The following is a 19,657-nucleotide window of genomic DNA, read 5'->3' on the forward strand; positions in this document are numbered from 1 at the left end:
TCTGTGATTTGGAGTAATCTTGACCGTAATCAGAACCATAACAAGGAAGTTTGTATGGCAAAATTACGACCAGTGACTTTTTGGCCCGCATTTGTTTGCTTGGTATTAACCGTCGCTTACACACTCATTGATAAACAAAATTTTATCACGGGCACATCAAGCCTAAACACGATAATCATGACTAACCTTTCTTGGTTATTCAACCTTAGTGCTTTATTCATGGTGTTTATCGCAGCGTACGCCTTTTTTGCCCCAATCGGGCGGGTACGTATTGGCGGCGAAAACGCCTCTCAAATGCTGACCCCATTTCGTTGGTTTGCCGTGTCGCTAACCACAGTTATTGCAATGGGTATTCTATTTTGGTCTGTTGCCGAACCAGTTCTACACTATCATGAGCCCCCCGCATATTTAGGCATAATCCCTGAAAGCCCTGAAGCGATGCGCTTTTCGATGTCTACTATCTTTGTACATTGGACGATTACCCCTTATTCAATTTATACGGTTGCTGGTTTGGCATTTGCCTTAGCATTCCATAATCTTAAGTTACCATTTTCTATTGGTTCGATGTTACGTCCAATTTTAGGGCGCTGGGTTGATGGTGTTGGTGGTCAGATAGTTGATGGTTTAGCGCTATTTGCTGTCGTACTGGGTATGTCTGCCACATTGACTTCTGGGCTATTGGTGATAAGCGATGGCATGGAGTCTGTACTAGGCATTCAGAAAAGTACCACTGGGTATGCAATTATCGCTATCGTCATTATAGGGGCTGCGCTTATATCTGCTGCGTCTGGACTGCACCGTGGTATCCAAAACCTTGCTCGAATCAACACTTGGCTCTACTTTGTAGGCGCTATATTCATATTTATTGTGGGTCCTACTACCTTTATCTTGTCGCTGGGTGTTGAGTCGCTAGGGGTTTATCTTTCTGACTTTTTCGCACGCAACTTAGTAACAGGCGCTTCTGGCAATGACCCATGGCCAGGTTGGTGGACAGTGGCTTTCTTTGCCAGTTGGTTTGCTTGGGCGCCACTAAGCTGTCTGTTTCTTGGAAAAATTGCCCGTGGCTATACCGTTCGTCAGTTCATCATGGTCAATCTGCTGTTGCCATCTGCTTTCGGCTTTGTATGGTTCAGTATATTCAGCGGTTTTTCATTGTTCTTTGATACCACCATGGGCGGCATTATGTACCAAGCTTACCAAGACAATGGTTTTGCTTCGGTGATTTATGTGCTGTTCGATCAGTTACCTGGTAGCACTATACTCAGCGCGCTATTCATATTTGCCTGCTTTATCACCTTTGTGACAGCGGCCGATTCGACGACCGATGCGATTGGAGGTCTGTGTATCCAAGGCGTTGATGCAGAAAACCTTACGTCTCCTATATGGGTAAAAACGATTTGGGGCTGTGCCGTGGCCTTTGTCGCTTGGATAAGTGCGAGCTTTATCGGTACTGATGCCATCAAGATGTTGTTCAATTTGTCCGGTGTACCCGGCATGTTGATTGTACTGGGTGCAGGCCTTTCATTCTTGAAGCTGGCCCGTAGGGTTGAGATTAATGGGGATATTGTTGAGTTAAAGCCAACGCTATCAACTGACGTAAGGAAAACTAGTGAGCCTTCACGCTCAATAACGTAAAAAGAGTGGCAGTAAAAACACGTTCAAAAATGCGGTAACCATACTATCTAGTAGAACTATATCTACGACTACCTTTAAGGATTAAACATGCAATACGTCAAACTCGGACAGTCTGGCCTAAAAGTATCTCGCCTTTGTCTTGGCACCATGAATATGGGTTCAAAAGAATGGAAACCTTGGATCTTTAACGAAAAAGAAAGTGAGCCGATCATTGCACATGCGCTCGATATGGGTGTTAACTTCATCGATTTAGCCGACTTTTACTCTCTTGGCGCTGGTGAAGAGGTCGTGTGTAATGTATTGCGCCGTATCGCTCGTAGAGATGACTTGGTTATCACCACTAAAGTGGGATATGCCATGAACAATGACATCAATGCACAAGGGCATTCACGAAAAAACATTTTCAAACCCCAATATTAACAATATCACCTAAGTAAAATGCCAAATTAAAAAAGGTTACCGAGGCTATATTTGGTATAGCATTGGCAACCTTTTTTTATGTTTTTAATATTTAAAAGTAAGTTTATACGTTCATTATAATCAGATTTTCAGTCCCTCGATAGCGAAGTCATCATCACCTAAGCAGTTATGTTCTGGCTAGTACATTGCAGTCGCTGAGAAACAGATCAAAAATACAAATATTTAGTGTAGGAGTAGGTTTTTAATCAACTGTCTGAGTAATCCGATGATGAATAGACCTTAGGTGCAGCCATAGTTTTCCAAGCCTAAATAGTACGTTTTACCGTACCTTGCCTTATATCAAATAAATATGCCTCAACATCACGAATAACAGAAATGCCTGAACCAGCTCATTCAGAACTAGTTATTGGCATACCTATTCCAAGTTTAATTCAAGTGGTAACCCACCCAAACCTAAGACACTAATCTAATAGAATTAAGCTGCGTGAAATAGTTTCTGCATTGGCGTAAAGCCGCCATTGCCCATGTTCGGGCGCTCGTTATTGTAGTGGTACAACCAGTGTTCTGCTTGTTCTCTGACTTGAGCTAAAGTAGTAAACAGCTCTTGGTTTAACCAATCATACCGCATCGTTCTATTATAGCGCTCTACATAAGCATTTTGCTGTGGATGACCAGGCTCAATATATCTGATAGCAATATCTTGCTCTAGTGCCCAGTCTTTGAGTGCATTACTAATGTACTCAGGACCGTTGTCACATCTCACTTGATCAGGCTTGCCTCGATATTCAATCAGCTGATTCAGACCGCGTATCACTCTTTGAGCAGGTAGTGAAAAGTCAATCTCAACGGTTAGCGCATCAGGCATAAAGTCCATGCTCCAGCTTTGATTGATACTATCAGGTACTGCTAGAGGTATGGGTTTGTCACGTTTAATACGGCGCTTGGGCTTGATTCTAAGGTTCAATTCAAGATCGCAGTAGATGCGATACACGACGCGTTTGTGGTTGTAGGGCAACCCCAGAAAGTTATACAGACTTAAAAAGCATAATCCAAAGCCCCAATTCTTATTCTTCTGCGTCAGATCTATTAATAAATCCGCTATTAGCTTGTTTTCATCAGAGGCAACTGACTTATGATAGTAGCAAGTGACGCTGATGTTAAAGATATGGCAAGCCCTGCGTATGCTAATAAAACGCTCTTCAAGGTAGTGACAAGCCATCTCACGGCGCCTTGATGGCGCTACCATTTTTTTGACATGACATTCTGTAATATGTCAGATTTAAGACATTCATCGGCATACATCTTCTTTAGTCGAGCGTTCTCAATTTCAAGCTCTTTAAGACGTGAGATTAAAGAGGCATCCATACCGCCGTATTTAGAACGCCAGTTATAAAGGGTGCTTTGTCCAATATTGTGGTCACGGCATAGCTCAGTGATAGGGACACCTTGCTCTGCTTGCTTTAAGATGTTGACGATTTGGTTGTCGCTAAAGCGGATCTTTTTCATAGGGTTCTTCTGCTGATAGTTTAGCAGTTAATCTCTATTTCTAAGCGTTCTTATTTATCGGGAGGATTGCCGGAGTATGCGCAGTACTGAAGGGATGGCCGAACGGATCGATCAAGGTTTGCAGCGACGCAAACGCTGGATATTGCCTGAACCTGTTTCGCACCTTGGCAGCTTACTGTAGCGAGTCGCACCGGCTCTGTACTTGCATCAGGTGCGTAAACGCTTTAAAGGCGAACTACGATAAATTAATTATTGGATTCGTCTCAGCTTTTATTCTAATATTGTGCCGTTTAAAAAATAATGTTGCTAGCAACGGTATTTTAAACGGTATTTTTTATCACCACCTAGAAATGTCATGACATGTTACTCACTATATGAGTGTTTGGTTTTTAGCTTCCTAAGCTAGCCTTAAGGTTTGTTTGTTGTAATAGCAGTAGAGCAGATGATGTAACGTCTAGCCTACTAGCGGTATCTCGCCTAGGTTTGATGTCTAGCAATTATATCGTCAAAAAATAAACGAACTATTAAGGGAGTGATGACCATGGACCAAAACAGTACAACGAATCCGACACACGAGTCTGATATATTGTTATCAAACATTCCTAAAACCAGACAAGTACGAGTTTGGGATATTTTGGTAAGAGTGACTCACTGGGCCGTCGCGGCTGGTATCACTGCTAATTTGCTTTTTACCGAAGAAGGCAGTGAGCTGCATCAATATGTCGGTTATACCGTGGTAGGGTTAGTGGTTGTACGTTTGCTTTGGGGTTTAGTTGGCACTCGCTATGCACGCTTCAGTGACTTTTTTCCTACATCGTCTCGTATTAAACGTCACCTATCTGATTTAAGTGCTCGCCGTATGGATGAGCAGCATCTTGGTCATAACCCATTGGCTGCCATTATGATGCTATTGTTATGGGCCGTGATTATAGGGTTAGGCGTGAGTGGTTATTTGATGGAGGCAAGAATTTTCGGTAGTAAAGACATCCTTGAAGAAATTCATGAAATACTTGCCAATAGTTTATACTCACTTGTCCCGTTACACATTATCTCTGCGATTGTCATGAGTTATTGGGAACGGCAAAATCTGATTAAGTCGATGATAACCGGTAATAAAACGGTAACGACGCGTCGCCCAAGATAAAATAATCAACGAAACAGGACAGTCATGGCACGCATACTATTAATAGAAGACGATAGCAATATTGCTGAAGGTATTGTTGTCGGGCTAAAAAGCCATGGCATGATGGTCGATTGGTTTAGTGATGCTAGGCAAGGTGAAATGGCACTGCAAGAGGATATGTTTGATGCGGTGTTGCTCGATCTGACGTTGCCAAAAGGTGATGGTATGACTGTGCTACAAAATTGGCGCTATAAACAGCTAGACACACCGGTGTTGATTATTACGGCTCGTGACGCGATTGCCAATCGCGTGGCTGGACTCAATGCAGGCGCAGATGATTATCTAGTCAAGCCATTTGCACTAGATGAAGTGGTTGCCCGTCTGCAAGCATTGATACGGCGTAGTCAGGGACGGAGCCAACCTGAGATTCGTTATGGTGAAGTCGCTTATTGGCCTCACAATCACCAAGTCTCTTATCAAGGTCAAGTCATTGAGCTAACCATCAAAGAAGTGGCCATACTAGAGCAAATGCTAACTCATCCTAAACAGATTCATAGTCGAGCCAGCTTAGAGGACAAGCTCTATGGTTGGCAACAGGATATTGAGAGTAATGCTATTGAAGTGCATATCCATCATTTACGCAAAAAACTGGGCAATGATTTTATTTTAACCAAACGCGGCATCGGCTACTATCTCAATCCAGCACATAGCCATTAAAGTGTTTATGTTCAATTTGGCTTTTAATATATGAGCAACATGTGAGCTTATGAAAAGTATCCAGCAGCGGCTGTTAATCTCTTTACTCATTGGTCTACCCTTACTATGGCTTATCACATCGAGCTTTATTGCTTGGCGGTTATGGCATGAAATTAATGAGATGAATGACACGCAAATCACTCAAGTGGTTCGATATTTGATGGGCGTATCTGCTGATGACAGTGATTCACAAGATGGGGATCCAAAAACTGGAGAACAAGAAGACAGCGACCAAGAGGAAGGTAAAGGAGAGCATCATAGAGAAAAGAGCGAAAAGCCCGCTGCCAAAATATATAATTTAAAAAGTAAAGAGCTGTCAGGTGACCTGGGTGATGCTGAAGATGACTATATGGGCTTTGCCATTTGGGATAAAGAAGGACATCTATTAGTGGCTGATGAAAATGGTCAGTCATTTTCTTTTCTGCCAGACCAGCGTGGTTTTTTAGAAGAATATAACTCTGCTTATCAGCGCCTAAACCCTTTTAGCAAACGCTGGCGGTTATTTTATGCGCATGATGACTATAATGGTGACAATGGCTACGATGACACGCATGAAGGCCGAGTGATCGCTGTTGGTCAAAACCTTGATTCTCGCCGAGAAATGATTGTCGAAGCAATGTCTGTGCAAGTGTTGCCTATGTTGATTGGGCTATTTTCCTTCATGATTTTGGCTATCGGATTGATACGACACGGACTGATGCCGTTAAGCCAAATCAGTGCCGAGGTGGAACAGCGCAAGCTGCAAGATGATAGTCCTATCACAGCAGACGTACCAAAAGAGATTCAGCCTTTGGTGACCGCTTTAAACGTTTTGTTTATAAAAGTGGCAGATACCTTGGCACGTGAACAACGCTTTACCGCTGATGCTTCTCATGAGCTGCGTAGTCCACTGGCTGCGCTCAAACTACAAGCAGACTTGTTACAGCAGCAGCTATTACAACTGTCTGGCATAGAAAACGACAATCAGTTGTTTTATCACACACAAAAGATTAGCGATGGCATTGAGCGTGCGACCCATTTGGTCGATCAATTATTGGTTTTAGCCAAGATAGAGCCGCAACAGCAGTTGCCTCCTGAGCAATTAGAGCATCCAGACTGGCTGATGCTCACAGATTCTGTACTGAGTGATGTCAACCGCTTGGCTCGTGAAAAACACATTCAATTAAAACGCACCGTACACTGTGACAATCCTGCCGATATTTTGCCCATTCTTATCAATCCAGTATTATTTAAGCTATTAATCCGCAATTTACTAGACAATGCCATCCGCTATTGCCCAGAGGGCTGTCTGATTGAACTGCAGTTAGATGTTGATAATATTAAAGTGGTGGATAATGGCTTGGGTGCAGACCCAGAGCAGCTAGCGCGCCTGAGCGAACGCTTCTACCGTCCAGCAGGTCAAACCCAACTAGGTAGTGGGCTAGGACTGTCAATCGCCAATCGAATCGCCGAGCTGCACAACCTCACCTTAGCGTTTGCCAACCGCTCTCAACCAGAAACAGGCTTTGTGGTAACAGTTAAAAGTAAAAGCCCACTCTCAAAACCGTTGTAAAAAAATAAATCATACTGTCTTAAGTTTGAGTTAATATTCAGTGCGTATGCTACTCGTATTCCCTAATAACATTATATGGAGTACAACCTGTGAGCCTACCTCTCTTAAGACCACTATTATTAACTGTCGGTGCGACTTCCTTAGTATTCTTTGGTGGGGTTATTGCCTTAGCCGTGCAGTCTCCCGAACCTGCTAGTACTTTATCAGTAGCTGATCCTATCACTCAAAATACTGACATCACACCTAACGCCTCATCCTCATCGGTGCAGCAGTTACCTCTTGCTGCGCTTAGCCCTGCGCAAGCGACAGCACTGGCAAAACAAGACGCACCCAATGCGATATTGCAGGCCAATCCAGAGCTCATCAACTATAACGGTAAGGTCGCTTATGAAGTGCTATTAGATAATAGCGCCACTTATATTGACGCCAATTTAGGCACGGTTCTAAATCCGGTAGCGACCAATAATTATCGTGTTGAGAATTTTTATGAAGACTACGATGAAGATGATCGAGATGAGCATCATGATGACGACAGGGACGAAAATGAAAAAGTCGGCAAATACCGTGACGAGGATTACAAAAAGAGTGATCATCTAATCGCAACGAGCTACAAACACCATGAGGAGGAAGATGATTATGATGACTAATACACAATCAACGGCCCAAGCAACTCCAAAGAAACCTGCTAATAAGACGAGTAAAAAAGCTGATCCGTTCGCCTTTCTTAAAAGCAGTATCATGATTGCATCGATTGCAGGCACGATGGGTGGATGGTTATTTTTGCTCAATCAAGAGACAGACAGCCCATCTGTGAGCGCCGTCACTGTAAATACTACAGATTCTGGGAGTGGTGAGCTAGCTGCTGCATCAATACCCATTGTTGACATCACACAGCTGAGGCAGGTCAATGAAGCTGCTCCTGTAGAGGCAATAACAGTCGTCGCCCGTACGCGTTCTTCTCAATAACCAGCAAATCAATAAATAAGCAAAGATGAGTAATTATTGAGCTTATACCCTATCGCAAAAAATGGAGTCTTCTGATGAGTAAGAACACGACAAAATTGGCGACTCTGAAACTGGCGGCGATGGGTTGCCACATTCAAATAACGTTAAACATTACCAAGATTGGCACACAGCACTCGCAGGAAATAATAGATCACCAAATTTCTTTGTTAAAAAGTGAAACTCAGCAGCGTTTAGCACGCTGGGAGCATATATTTAGTCGTTTCGATGAAACCAGTGAGCTCATGAGACTTAATAATCATACCGACCAATGGAGGGAGGTAAGTGCAGAGTTGTTTGAGGTCTTAGGTCGCGCCATATATTTTGTTGTAGAAACTCAAGGTCTCATAACCCCAACCTTACTCAAACCGCTCTGGGCTGCTGGTTATAGGCAGTCATTTGAAACCTTGCCAAAAATGTCTACGCCATCTATACCCGTAATTACCTCAAACTCTGGCTCAAATGCCGCCACATACTTACAAGCTCAACCCAATGCTAACAATCCTAATCAGCAAATAGACAGTATTCAGTGTCGCCGATTGGTTGATGGTCAGCATCAGATCTACCTGCCCGCTGGAATAGCACTTGATTTGAATGGTTATGTCAAAGGCTGGTGTGCCATGCAATTAGCTGAGCAGATTAGTCGAAGTCATGACTGGCAACTCCCTTGTTTGGTAGATATGGGCGGTGATATAGCAATCGGTGTCCCAAGAAGCCAAGCCCTAGATAATGCAATAGACAGTCCAATTGTTTGGGGCGTGGCAATTGCTAAACCTTACTGTGCTAATGGCGAGCATATGCAAAACGACCAAGATGTCGCAATTCTTACTTTGAGATCTGGTGCTGTCGCCACTTCTGGGCAAGATTATCGGCGCTGGTGGCATAAAGGTCGTTGGCAGCATCATTTAATTCACCCTCATTATTCCCGTCCGGCTATCAGTGATGTCCTGACAGCAACGGTCATGGCTGCGGATACTGTAACAGCAGAGGTATACGCAAAATATTGTGTGCTCCTCGGCGTTACAGAAGCAATAACATGGCTGAACCAGCATCATATTGCGGCGCTCTTAATTGATACGAATAACAACGTGATATCGTCCATTGCTATTGAGCCAAATTTGAGTGAGCCCAACTTGGTTGCCGTCTAACGACTCACGCTCTATACGCCAGATACCAATATATTAAGTAGATGCATTCATAGGAGTATCGTCATGCATACAGACAATCTTACTCACAGCCAGGCTACTTCTAATACGTCGCTTCTTGTTCAGGTTATGTGGATTGTATTGATTTTGAGTATTGCCATCGGAGTCGGCAGCTACATGCTATTGATGTGGGGAGAGACGGTCTCACAACTACTGACCGCCACAGATAAGCATTTTTGGTATTTATCACGGGCAAGTGGTGTGATTGCTTATGCTTTATTTTGGCTGGCAGTGGTTTTTGGTTTATTACTGAGTACACGCTTAGGAAAGCATTTTAATGCGGCTAGGGTATTTGCCTTGCATCAGTATTTAAGTCTGATAGCGGTAGGCTTTGCCGCTTTTCATGCTGGTATTTTATTGGCGGATAACTATCTAAATCTGCATATATGGCAGATTTTAGTACCTTTTGGTTTCCAGACTGATCGGGTGGGCGTGGCATTGGGACAGATGGGGTTTTGGCTGTTATTTATCTGTGCATTCAGTTTCTATATTAAGAAGTATATTGGTCAATCAGTGTGGCGATGGCTACACTTTTTGACCTTTACAGCTTATATGCTTATTAGCATCCATGTGTTTATGGTGGGATCTGACAGTCGAGCATTACCGTTGCTGTTATTTTATGCAAGTAGTCAGACATTGGTTTTTGTATTGACTAGCTATAGATTATTGATGATGAAACAAGTCAAGTGACTATTTAATTGGCAATTCGATTGACCGTTCAAATGACTATGTATGGAGCGTTATAGTATCAAGCGGTATAAACTGCAGTGATATTATAAGCTACACTAGGATATACCAATCCGTGTCTATACCTTTTAAGGATTTTATGCATCATTATTCTATTCATGACGAAGCACATTTGAGCAATCGCAATCATTGGTTGAGGGCAGCAGTGCTGGGTGCGAATGATGGTTTGATTTCGACAGCCAGTTTATTGGTTGGGGTAGCGGCTGCCAGCCCAAGCAGTCAGACATTGCTGTTGACTGGCATGGCCGCGTTGACCGCAGGTGCGTTGTCGATGGCGGCTGGCGAGTATATTTCTGTCTCATCACAAGCGGATACCGAAAAGGCGGATCTCGATAAAGAGAGACATGAGCTGACGCATAATGCTGAGCGTGAGCTAATAGAGCTCACAAAAATTTATGAAGCGCGGGGACTTGAGCATGATTTGGCACATCAAGTGGCCGTAAGCTTGACTGAGCACAATGCCCTGGAGGCTCATGCTCGTGATGAGATAGGCTTAACGGATCTTAGTGAAGCGAAGCCTATTCATGCATCAGTTGCCTCTGGACTATCATTTATAGCGGGGGCGATACTACCGATCATTGGGATACTACTATTACCAGCGGAAACACTGGTTTGGTCACTGGCCTCTTTGACGATAGTAGGCTTAATGCTACTTGGGATCATCTCTGCTCGTTTGGGCGGTGCGCCTGTTGTTCCTGCTACTACTAGAGTAGTAGTTTGGGGGGTACTAGCTATGGTAGCAACCTCATTGATTGGCCGCTTATTTGGCGTGGCCATTTAACAACATACTCACTCCATGACAACCTAACTGGTTACTGTCCTTTTTTAGCGTATTGTTTGATGGTGGGTAGGTCTTTGACAATGGCATTGCCAACAATGTTGGGAAACAGTCGATTGAGCCATGCAAAAAAACGCTCGGGAAACCCCAAATGCTGATGCGCCTGCTTGGTTGATATAAAGTGAATCAACGCTTTTGCGACGGTCTTAGGCGAGTCCATTTTCACTTTCAATGCCTCATTCATGGCGACGACTGCGTCTTTATTCATGGTGGTCTTGGTGGCTCTAGGCGCAAAATATCGAAACTTCACTGAGGTGTCGGCATACTCGCGGCCTAACGCTTCACTTGCGCCGCGTAAGGCAAACTTGCTAGCGCTATAAGCACTAAAACCTGGGTAGCCAATACTGCCAAAGGTTGAGCCAACACTGATTATTTGGCTCGGACTATGCTGTGCTATCAAGATAGGCAGTAGTCTTTTTATGAGCTGTAGTGGATACGCCACATTGACCAACATCATCTGTTCGATCGTATCATCACTTTGATCCGTGAGTAATGCAAAGTCATTGATACCTGCATTGAGTATGACAGTATCAATGACGTTTCCATGGCCTTGTGTCATTTCACCCAGCCCCTCTAACAGTAGCGATTGCGACGCCTGCGAGCTTAAGTCACATGTATGAGACAGAAGCGGGACATCAGGATAGTCTTTGGTCAACTCATCCACTAAATGCGTCAAGGTTTGATTGTTACGCCCGATCAAGATTACCGGTCGATTATTGGCACATAATTGCCGTGCGATCTCTTGTCCGATACCACCCGTGGCACCAATTAGTATGGTGTATTGCAGGGTAGACTGTATTAGGGCTGATTGACCATTAGGTAGTGTCATGATATCGCATCCTTGTTGAACAATTATTATTAAAGCATGGATTATTGAAGCACGGATTGTAGTGATATGCGCTGTTGCTAATCGTCTGAGTGATTAATGCCATGCTTAATTCCAAGACCCATCGCAATATACAGCTTACGCTCTGCTAAGGGCACGTCAATTTGTCGACGACCATGCATGATGCGTTTGTTGTCTAGTATCACCACATCACCATTTTGCCACGCAATTTCTTGAGTATGCACTTCACAGATTCGAGTCAGCTTGGCTATTAGCTCATCATCAACGCTTTGACTATTCGCTAGGGTGAACTTAGGTTTTTCATAGTTAAATGATGGCCCAAGTAATGTGTTTGCAAAGGCGAACTGCCCGCTTAAGTTGTCCTCTCGGATAGCAGGTACCTGTAACACGTACCGAACGCCGCCATCTGTCTGAGGCTCTACATGATGCGTTAACGTCTTGCTCGTCGTCGCAGCGATAAATTTATCTAAATCATCCAAGCTTATTTGATCAGCGGCATCTGTTCTGCCGGTCGCAGTAGCCACGTAATTTTGCCAAATTGCTTGAGGTAAATAGCGACTGATACGCATCGGCTGACTAAAAGTGGCTTTTAGCTCAGGTGATAGTGCTTGATACACAGCATATCCATCACATATCGTTGTTTGTGAGCCTTTTTTGGCGCTTAACTCACTAAAAAAGGCAATGACATCAGGTGGCATCGGCGTATTGCCATTTTCGATATGTAGTCCAATAGCATGCGCACCTGCGTCCACTTTTTGGGCTTCAGAAGTGATGTTTTGACGGGCAGGATCATAGGTTAAGGTCTGACACAGTTGACTCATCAACTGACTAAACGTGTCCACATCGTAGTGATGACCTCGAAGTAACATCCAACCATGGGTTTTTAAGGCCGTTAAAATATCAGAGGTCTTAGGTAATGATACGCTGGCAGACACTTGAGAGGTTAGTACCTCAGGAGTGTCAATTTCGATAACGTCACTTTTTATCAAATCATTTAGCATAAGAGTGGTTTGCATAATGCTGTCCTATAACGATAAGTGGTAAAAATATATGTAGGCTAACGGCTAGCTTTGATCTATTTAGGTTTGGTCTATTTATGTACTATCTAAACGGTCAACGGCATTTTTCCTACTATGTTTTATTAAAAGCTTAGTAATAGAGTCTGTTGTGCTGCTGGTGAGAGTGTCCGTTATAAGCCGAGTGCTGATTTATAAGTCTCAAGAATTTGTAGTCGTCGCAATTTACCGTTATCGGTTAATAATCCATTGTCAGTGCTGAAAGGTAGCTCGGCTAGATGCCACTGTTTGATACGAGCATAGTCAGGCAAGGTTTGGTTTACGATATTTAGTGCTTGTTTGATAGCAGATTGTAAATCACTGTTATCTGCTGATGTCGCGTTAGGGTTGGCGACTATCACCGCAGATAGATGAGGCTCACCATCTCCGAGTACCGCTACCTGATAAATAATGGGCTGCGTTGAGAGCTGCGCTTCTACCCATTCAGGCGAGATATTGCGGCCAAAACTACTGATGAGCACGTTTTTGCGTCGACCCGTGATGTATAAATAGCCGTCGTCATCTAGATGACCGATATCCCCTGTGGCAATGATGCCATTGTCTTCGTTGCTATTATCATGGTTTAGGTAGCCTTGCATCGCATTGCCTTTGACCATCACCTCGCCACTATCTGCGATGCTGACCGATGCATGAGGCATAGGTTTACCCACACTGCCTGCGCGCTTTGCTTTAGGCGTATTTAGACTGACCACAGAGCCACATTCAGACAAGCCATAGCCCTCATAGACAGGCAAGTTTAAGGTGTTAGCATCTTGTAATAATTTGGGTGAAACTTTGCCGCCGCCTACTGCCATAAATCTTAAGGATGGCAAAGCAATACTAGGCGTACACTCGCCACTAGTGCTTGTGCAAATTTGGGATTTTTCATTAGCTGCCATTTGCTCGCAAATGGCTTTTAGCATTTGTGGTAATAAAATAACACTGGCGATATCATGGGTTCGTACGGTTTTTATCAGCCGCTCGGCATCAAAGGCTTGATTGGATAGCAAACCAAATTGATCAATTTGCCCTGTCACCAAAGTACGGCCCATGTATAGGCTCACGTAGACGCCTGCCACGTTTTCTAACAAAGTGGCAAAAGGCAACACGCTCAAATGACTAAATTTGCTTGTGGTCTCGGTAACTTCTGAAGTGTTAGCAGCGTCATTTTTCAAGGTGTCAGCTAGCGCACCCGATAACGACTCAACAATACGCATCAAAGTATCTTGACCCAAACATACGCCTTTTGGCATACCAGTACTGCCTGAGGTGTAAGTCACTTTGCAAAAATCGTTGGCAGTAGAGGAATTTTGAGAGGTAAGGCTAGGGTCAATGATAGTGTCAGTAAGTTGATAAAAGCTACCTTTGATATGAGTCGCCTGCTCAGACTTAATGGCTTTTGTCTCTGGTGTATCAGCGATCACCCAATGATCCATATTGTCTATGATTGGCATTGTTAAACTAGCTCCAACATATACCGTCTCTATCTGCGCATCTTGTAGTAAGTGCGCAATTTGTGATGCACTAAAGAATAAGGGGATTGGCACAACGACCGCGCCGACGGTACTCAATGCCAAATCGAGTATGATCCAATCTATATCATTATGGGTATATAAAGCGACACGCTTGCCTTGCCATATGTCTAATGTCTCATGGAGCACCGACAACGTGCGTTGAAGCTGGCCATAAGTCAGACTGATCGTTTTGTCATTGTCTATCGTCTGTATCGCCACTTGCATAGGTGACTGACGGGCATGCTCACATATCGCGGTATAAATGGGTTTCATGTTATTCTCACTGTCTTGTAGTGGTGCAGTGTTATTGGTTGATGGTAAGCTAATGAATGAGTATTAAACGGTTATCTTATTTAGCGTCAAACGAGTGGCATAATTCATCTCTAACGTTTCGTTATAGCGATAATGAGGGGCGCATACCCGCTTAGCATCTGCCACATTGATGGCGACCACCAAAGGGTTGTGCTGATAGTAATGGCCCCATGATGATACTTGCTCAGGGTCTTCTAGCGCTTCTGCAGTGGCCTTGGCAATAACATGGCTGCGAATGCCCATATGCGCCAATATATGTCGCACAGCATCGGTGCCAGTACACACTACCCAGTCTGCTTTGGTTTGGTATTCATGAGTCGTAGGATTCAGGGTAGGGGTAGATAAATAAAACACCAAAAATGCTATCATAAGCCGCGCGCTACCAGCACAACCTGATGCTAAATTGCCAATCTCAAAAATGCGCTGACGATTGACTAGCTCGCCTGCTACTCTACTGATCTCATTTTGTATTGGCGTGTTTAAATACTGCTCTAAAAATATCTTATCTTCACAGATAGGTTTTAGACCGATAGCAACGCTCGTGCCTTTAAACGCGGGCAAAGTATCATCGTCAGCGGATAACCAATCGCCATAGGATGGCATATCGGCAAAACCTGAAAACAAAATAGGCATAAAGTAGCTTAATCTAGCGTGATGGATGTACTCATATATTTGTTTGATGAATGCTTGGGCATCTTGATTTTGAGTATATGAAGTAGGCGATGTCGCTATTGGAATTTGAGTGCTGGCGCGTATATATAGGGATGAAGGTATTCCTTGCACCTCCAATATTGACATTGGCTTAACGGCTTCAATATAGAAGGTCGTATTTAGAACATTCTGCAAGGTATGAGTGCTATCAATAGATAATGACATCAGCTGTCTCCAAATGGCTAAAAGCTTTTAGCACGATTAACATCATGGAAGCATGATAAAGGAGCAACCTTAACTGAACCTTAAGGTTGTATCGTTTTTAACAATCAAACCCCGGTATTGACAAACCCCAATATTAAGCACATCAACTAAGTAAAATACCAATTAAAGAAAGGTTACTAACACTATGCACAATATAGTGTTGGCAACCTTTTTTACTTCTATAAAAATCAGTCACATCGTATATGAATTTATGATATTGATATTCTTATAACCGCACTAATGAGGTGGTTAGCATCTGACAAATCTCAAGCCAGCCTATATCTAGCTTAAAAGTAGCGAATCTATATATCTGATCAGACAATAAGATACTACTCTCGCTGTTGCCAGTCATTTTGACCTACAGGCAACCGATCAAGTAAGTCACGTCTCGATCTCCAGTCAGATATGTGTGTATCTAATAATGCTTTAAATCTATCGTTGTGCTATCGTTCCTTAAAGTGTAATAACTCATGCACGATAATATACTCTAAACCGGGAAGGGCTTTTTAGCCAATTCAAGATTAAGTAATATTCGCCATTGCTCGATATTGCAGCTACCCCATTTAGTTTTCATCTTTTGTACTTGCTAGCCACAGACAGTCCCATTGAACCGCCCCGAGATTGTCGGAGACTCAACATTCTGAGAGAATACGACAATGAAAAGACAAACCTACACTCCTGAGATTAAAGAACGCGCCGTTCGCATGCTGATAGAAGCGTTGGGCGACTATCCCTCCACATGGTCAGCGATTCAAGCCATTGCCCCTAAGATTGGCTGTACGCCTGAAACCCTGCGGTCGTGGCATAAAAAACACATCGATCAAACTATTCCTGCATCGGTGCAAGCGCAAAGTGATAAAGAGCGCATCAAGGAGCTTGAACGCGAATGCAGAGAGCTCAAGCAAGCCAATGAGATCATACGTAAGGCTGCCGCTTTTTTCGCCCAGGCGGAGCTCGACCGCTGACTAAAATCATGATTCAATTCATCGACGATCATAAGAATAATTATGGGGTCGAGCTGATCTGTAGAGTATTACCGATTGCCCCATCAACCTATCACCGTACTAAAGACTTGGAGAGCTACCCTGAAAAACGCTCACTGCGCAGTCAACATGACGACTTTTACATCAGCGAGATTAAACGCATCTGGCAGGACAGCAAATGCCGTTACGGTGCGCGTAAAGTATGGCAGCAGATGAAAGCTGAGGGGTTAAAGGTTGCTCGGTGTACCGTAGAGCGATTAATGAAGCAGTATGGCCTACAAGGCGTCTGGCGTGGCAAAGGCAAGATTACCACCAACAGCCGTGACGACCAAAAGCGCGCTGATGACTTAGTCAATCGTAACTTTAGCGCTTATCGTCCTAACCAGCTGTGGGTTGCAGATTTTACCTATATCAAGACGACAAGCGGCTGGGTCTATACCGCTTTTATTATTGATGTGTTTGCCCGTGCTATCGTTGGTTGGAAGGTATCTAATCGTATGAACACCGATATGGTGATGGCGGCTTTAAATCAAGCAATAGCAGATAGAAACTATCCCAAAGATGTGATTCATCACAGTGATCGAGGGGTTCAGTATTTATCCATTCGCTATACTGATAAAATGGCTGACTGCGGTGTGATTGCCTCTGTTGGTACAACAGGTGATTCATACGACAATGCACTGGCTGAAACGGTCAACGGGCTTTATAAGTCTGAGGTGATTCATTATTTAAAGCAAAACTGGACTGGTGTGAACGATGTTGAACTGGCAACCCTTGAGTGGGTGGACTGGTTTAATAAAACCCGTTTACATGGCACGATTGGATATGTGTCACCCTTTGAGTTTGAAAAGCGGTATTATGATAATTTAACCCTGTCAGGCATCGCTGCCTGACTCAAGTAAATCACTCTCCGATAAAGTCGGGGCGGTTCACATCGATCTGACCAGACCAGACTATTTATTGATTAAAATCTCTCAAGTTAATGTCTACAGATTTGACAGCAGAGGTCAAGCTTGATGCCACTTCTTAAAAAGGTTGCCTTTTTCAAGATACTGATAGCACGTGTGATCAGGGCATACTAAAATCGTACTTTTTCAACCATTGCTCCAAGGTGTCGCGCTCTATGTTTTTACTGCCAGTTGCATAGATAGCGATAGCCTAGCGTATCGGTAAAAAAGCGTATGACACGGTTTTGAGTGAATATTTCTATATCGTCCACGTTACTCATAAGATACACCTGCTAAATTTAGCCCTTGCAGCATAATATTTAACATTTCAGTTTCATGCTGAGCAATTATTTTTTTATCCCACGCATCTGGTTTACCTTGTATGCAATCAATCATTTTCAGTAGCTTTAAGCTATCGATTTGCCCACTTTGCATATTTCCATTTTGTGAGAAATACTTTACCTTAACATCAGGCATATCATTACTCACACGTGAATTAAGGCTATGGCTAATCAAACATAAATTACCAAAAGAGTGCAACAGTGAATCTTTTGCGTCTTTATCTTCCAAAAATATACTGTCGTTTCGCTTATTTTGTGGATAAAAGTGTTCTACAGAGCTTCTAGCGGTAAAGGTAAACTTAGGATAGTTACCGTTTAACCAAAGCAGATAATCTAAATAATTAAATACAAAAATGTTGCGGATATTGCCATACCTGAGATACTGCTTAATTTGTATACGTAGATTATCAGTACTCAAGTTGTCATGGGTATGTTCAGTCAATAGCTTATTGAAGTCTGAGGTTTGATAAATGATTTTATGATAATCATCAGGTTCATCAGTCAAATAACGCTTTAACATAAAGGCGCGAGCTATCTCTTCTAAATGGTCAAGATACGCTACGCTATTAAGCCCCATTTCATCATGTTTATAATGCTTACAAGCATAATATAAAACGGCATTAAGCCAGTGCTTATAGTTCGTAGTAGGAGTTGAGACATGAAAAGCACTTTGCAACATCACTAGTTTGTCAGTGTCAGTCTCAAAGCTATTTTTGTAGTAGCTGTTTTTTTTATCTTCATTCTTGATTAGCTTATTAAGCGTCCATTGTCCTTTACTGTCTTGAGTGTTGCGCTTTATTATAAAGTGATCAAAGATAAATTTGCTTTTAAGTAATGAGTATATAAAGGTCTTTACTTGAGACAAAGGCGTTATCTGATTGTTAGTTTCTATACTTTGCTCAGTATTTGAAGTGTGAGCATTTTCTAAGTTGGATGGTTTTAAGATAAAGGTTTCAAACTGGGTTAGCAGCTGTTTGTCATCAAGTGCGATGTCTTTTTTATATGAGGACTGCACGTTAACCATGATTCTCAAAGCATGTAAAAGAAAGCTTGAGAAATTCACTAAGCTATAGTAAGTCTCACTATTACCGTCATCTTCTTCTTTATCCGCGGTATTGCTAGGGTTAGGTGGACTGGCAAAACCATTTTCAAGGATGTGGAAAAGAGAAGGAAGTGGCTTCAATTTATTGTTTTGAGCATCATTGTTACAGTCAGAATACTGTTCATTATCTGGCTGGGAATTGTTAGGATTATCAGAGTCTTTATATATCCTAAGCAGTTCATCAAAATCTTTAGGCCGCAAAAGAGTTAAATTCTCTGAAAACAACTTAAAGCGTAAAGTAGTATTGAAGCCATACTGTACGTATTTATTCATATTGGCACAGGCTTCCCAAACATCATGAATCAAAGCTTTAACTGGTTGTTTGTCCGCAAGCGCTATCTCACTTTCGTTTGCCTTTTCAATGACTGACAACAAACGTGCTTTAATAATTTCATGCTTCTCTAATTGCTCACCTCGGTTATTCATAACTTCGAAATAATGATTTAAATCCGTTTCGTCAGGCACAGGTACACGAGCAATCTGTACATATTGAAATAGATAATCACAAAACTCTTGAAGGGTTGTAGTGGGTTGTTGGTTATCATTATTAGGGGAAATAAATTTACTTTCCATTACTTCTCTAATAGACGTATAGCCGTTGATAATAGCGGGATTTAGCTTAGCTTCATGAAGGTGCTCATAGGTTTCTAGATTGTCATTCAGTAGTAACTCTAACGTCTGAGTAGATTTCGGACGGCTTTCAAACTCAATGTTTTGTTCTGTATACCATGACATATCATAGTCGCTATCTATAGTTGTAAAGTAATTCTTTAGATATATGATTAATAAGCTCAGAGTATAGTCACTGCACTACAAAAGAGTTATGTTTTGGATGAATATCATAAAACAATTTAGAT

The 19,657-nt window shown here is 42.7% G+C and carries 18 protein-coding genes and 1 other annotated feature; of the genes, 11 read left to right on the plus strand and 7 right to left on the minus strand.

Annotation, left to right across the window (positions count from 1 at the left end):
* The first annotated feature begins 54 nt into the window (after positions 1-54).
* The gene (locus tag FQV37_RS10690) at positions 55-1,635 is read left to right on the plus strand and encodes a BCCT family transporter (protein ID WP_160022931.1); all 1,581 of its coding nucleotides are present in this window, start codon (positions 55-57) and stop codon (positions 1,633-1,635) included.
* An 87-nt stretch (positions 1,636-1,722) separates the two neighbouring features.
* Positions 1,723-2,055: an aldo/keto reductase gene (locus FQV37_RS10695; protein WP_240990720.1), complete on the plus strand. Its 333-nt coding sequence runs from the start codon at positions 1,723-1,725 to the stop codon at positions 2,053-2,055.
* A 475-nt stretch (positions 2,056-2,530) separates the two neighbouring features.
* On the opposite strand, the gene FQV37_RS10700 is transcribed toward FQV37_RS10695, so the two are convergent.
* A protein-coding gene (locus tag FQV37_RS10700; protein WP_167514317.1) for an integrase core domain-containing protein occupies positions 2,531-3,561 on the minus strand; the annotation gives its coding sequence in 2 pieces (positions 2,531-3,309 and positions 3,309-3,561; 1,032 coding nt in all).
* 541 nt (positions 3,562-4,102) lie between these two features.
* Here FQV37_RS10700 and FQV37_RS10705 point away from each other — a divergent pair.
* The 8 genes from FQV37_RS10705 (at position 4,103) to FQV37_RS10740 (ending at position 10,727) form a co-directional block, all read left to right on the plus strand.
* Complete coding sequence (locus FQV37_RS10705; RefSeq protein ID WP_160022933.1) at positions 4,103-4,705, plus strand: cytochrome b/b6 domain-containing protein; 603 nt, start codon at positions 4,103-4,105, stop codon at positions 4,703-4,705.
* A 24-nt stretch (positions 4,706-4,729) separates the two neighbouring features.
* Entirely contained in the window at positions 4,730-5,401 is a 672-nt protein-coding gene (locus FQV37_RS10710; protein WP_025653062.1) for a response regulator, read from the plus strand.
* Between the two features lie 49 nt (positions 5,402-5,450).
* Entirely contained in the window at positions 5,451-6,992 is a 1,542-nt protein-coding gene (locus FQV37_RS10715) for an ATP-binding protein (protein ID WP_025653061.1), read from the plus strand.
* A gap of 89 nt (positions 6,993-7,081) precedes the next feature.
* Complete coding sequence (locus FQV37_RS10720) at positions 7,082-7,639, plus strand: PepSY domain-containing protein (protein ID WP_160022935.1); 558 nt, start codon at positions 7,082-7,084, stop codon at positions 7,637-7,639.
* Positions 7,629-7,958, plus strand: coding sequence for a hypothetical protein (locus FQV37_RS10725; RefSeq protein WP_227502415.1), 330 nt, complete (start codon positions 7,629-7,631; stop codon positions 7,956-7,958). Before FQV37_RS10720 ends, FQV37_RS10725 begins: the two co-directional genes overlap by 11 nt.
* A 74-nt stretch (positions 7,959-8,032) precedes the next feature.
* Positions 8,033-9,142: an FAD:protein FMN transferase gene (locus FQV37_RS10730; protein ID WP_160022937.1), complete on the plus strand. Its 1,110-nt coding sequence runs from the start codon at positions 8,033-8,035 to the stop codon at positions 9,140-9,142.
* A 63-nt stretch (positions 9,143-9,205) separates the two neighbouring features.
* Positions 9,206-9,889 (plus strand): ferric reductase-like transmembrane domain-containing protein, encoded by a 684-nt coding sequence (locus tag FQV37_RS10735; protein ID WP_025653057.1) that lies wholly within the window; start codon positions 9,206-9,208, stop codon positions 9,887-9,889.
* A 136-nt stretch (positions 9,890-10,025) separates the two neighbouring features.
* Complete coding sequence (locus tag FQV37_RS10740; RefSeq protein ID WP_025653056.1) at positions 10,026-10,727, plus strand: VIT1/CCC1 transporter family protein; 702 nt, start codon at positions 10,026-10,028, stop codon at positions 10,725-10,727.
* A 31-nt stretch (positions 10,728-10,758) separates the two neighbouring features.
* Here the strand turns inward: FQV37_RS10740 and FQV37_RS10745 are convergent, their stop codons facing one another.
* The 5 genes from FQV37_RS10745 to FQV37_RS14260 all read right to left on the minus strand — a co-directional run bounded on the left by FQV37_RS10745 (position 10,759) and on the right by FQV37_RS14260 (position 16,001).
* Positions 10,759-11,613 (minus strand): SDR family oxidoreductase, encoded by an 855-nt coding sequence (locus tag FQV37_RS10745; protein ID WP_025653055.1) that lies wholly within the window; start codon positions 11,611-11,613, stop codon positions 10,759-10,761.
* A 77-nt stretch (positions 11,614-11,690) separates the two neighbouring features.
* Positions 11,691-12,647: a TauD/TfdA family dioxygenase gene (locus FQV37_RS10750; RefSeq protein WP_025653054.1), complete on the minus strand. Its 957-nt coding sequence runs from the start codon at positions 12,645-12,647 to the stop codon at positions 11,691-11,693.
* Positions 12,648-12,820: 173 nt separating this feature from the next.
* Positions 12,821-14,473, minus strand: coding sequence for an AMP-binding protein (locus FQV37_RS10755; protein ID WP_160022939.1), 1,653 nt, complete (start codon positions 14,471-14,473; stop codon positions 12,821-12,823).
* Between the two features lie 63 nt (positions 14,474-14,536).
* Positions 14,537-15,388, minus strand: coding sequence for a thermostable hemolysin (locus tag FQV37_RS10760; protein WP_025653052.1), 852 nt, complete (start codon positions 15,386-15,388; stop codon positions 14,537-14,539).
* Between the two features lie 526 nt (positions 15,389-15,914).
* Positions 15,915-16,001, minus strand: coding sequence for a DUF45 domain-containing protein (locus FQV37_RS14260; protein WP_240990549.1), 87 nt, complete (start codon positions 15,999-16,001; stop codon positions 15,915-15,917).
* Positions 16,002-16,083: 82 nt separating this feature from the next.
* Here FQV37_RS14260 and FQV37_RS10770 point away from each other — a divergent pair.
* Positions 16,084-17,303, plus strand: a protein-coding gene (locus tag FQV37_RS10770) for an IS3 family transposase (protein ID WP_420877011.1) whose coding sequence is annotated in 2 segments (ribosomal slippage) — positions 16,084-16,360 and positions 16,360-17,303 — 1,221 coding nt in all. Because the reading frame shifts where the segments join, the coding sequence is not laid out codon by codon here.
* Positions 16,359-16,475: a sequence feature (AL1L pseudoknot), on the plus strand. Its footprint overlaps the gene before it by 117 nt.
* A gap of 327 nt (positions 17,304-17,630) precedes the next feature.
* Here the strand turns inward: FQV37_RS10770 and FQV37_RS10775 are convergent.
* Positions 17,631-19,373, minus strand: a complete 1,743-nt coding sequence (locus FQV37_RS10775) for an HNH endonuclease family protein (RefSeq protein WP_160022943.1) — start codon at positions 19,371-19,373, stop codon at positions 17,631-17,633.
* Between the last annotated feature and the right edge of the window lie 284 nt (positions 19,374-19,657).

Origin of the sequence: Psychrobacter nivimaris, from assembly GCF_009812035.1 — a bacterium.
Lineage (GTDB): Bacteria > Pseudomonadota > Gammaproteobacteria > Pseudomonadales > Moraxellaceae > Psychrobacter > Psychrobacter nivimaris.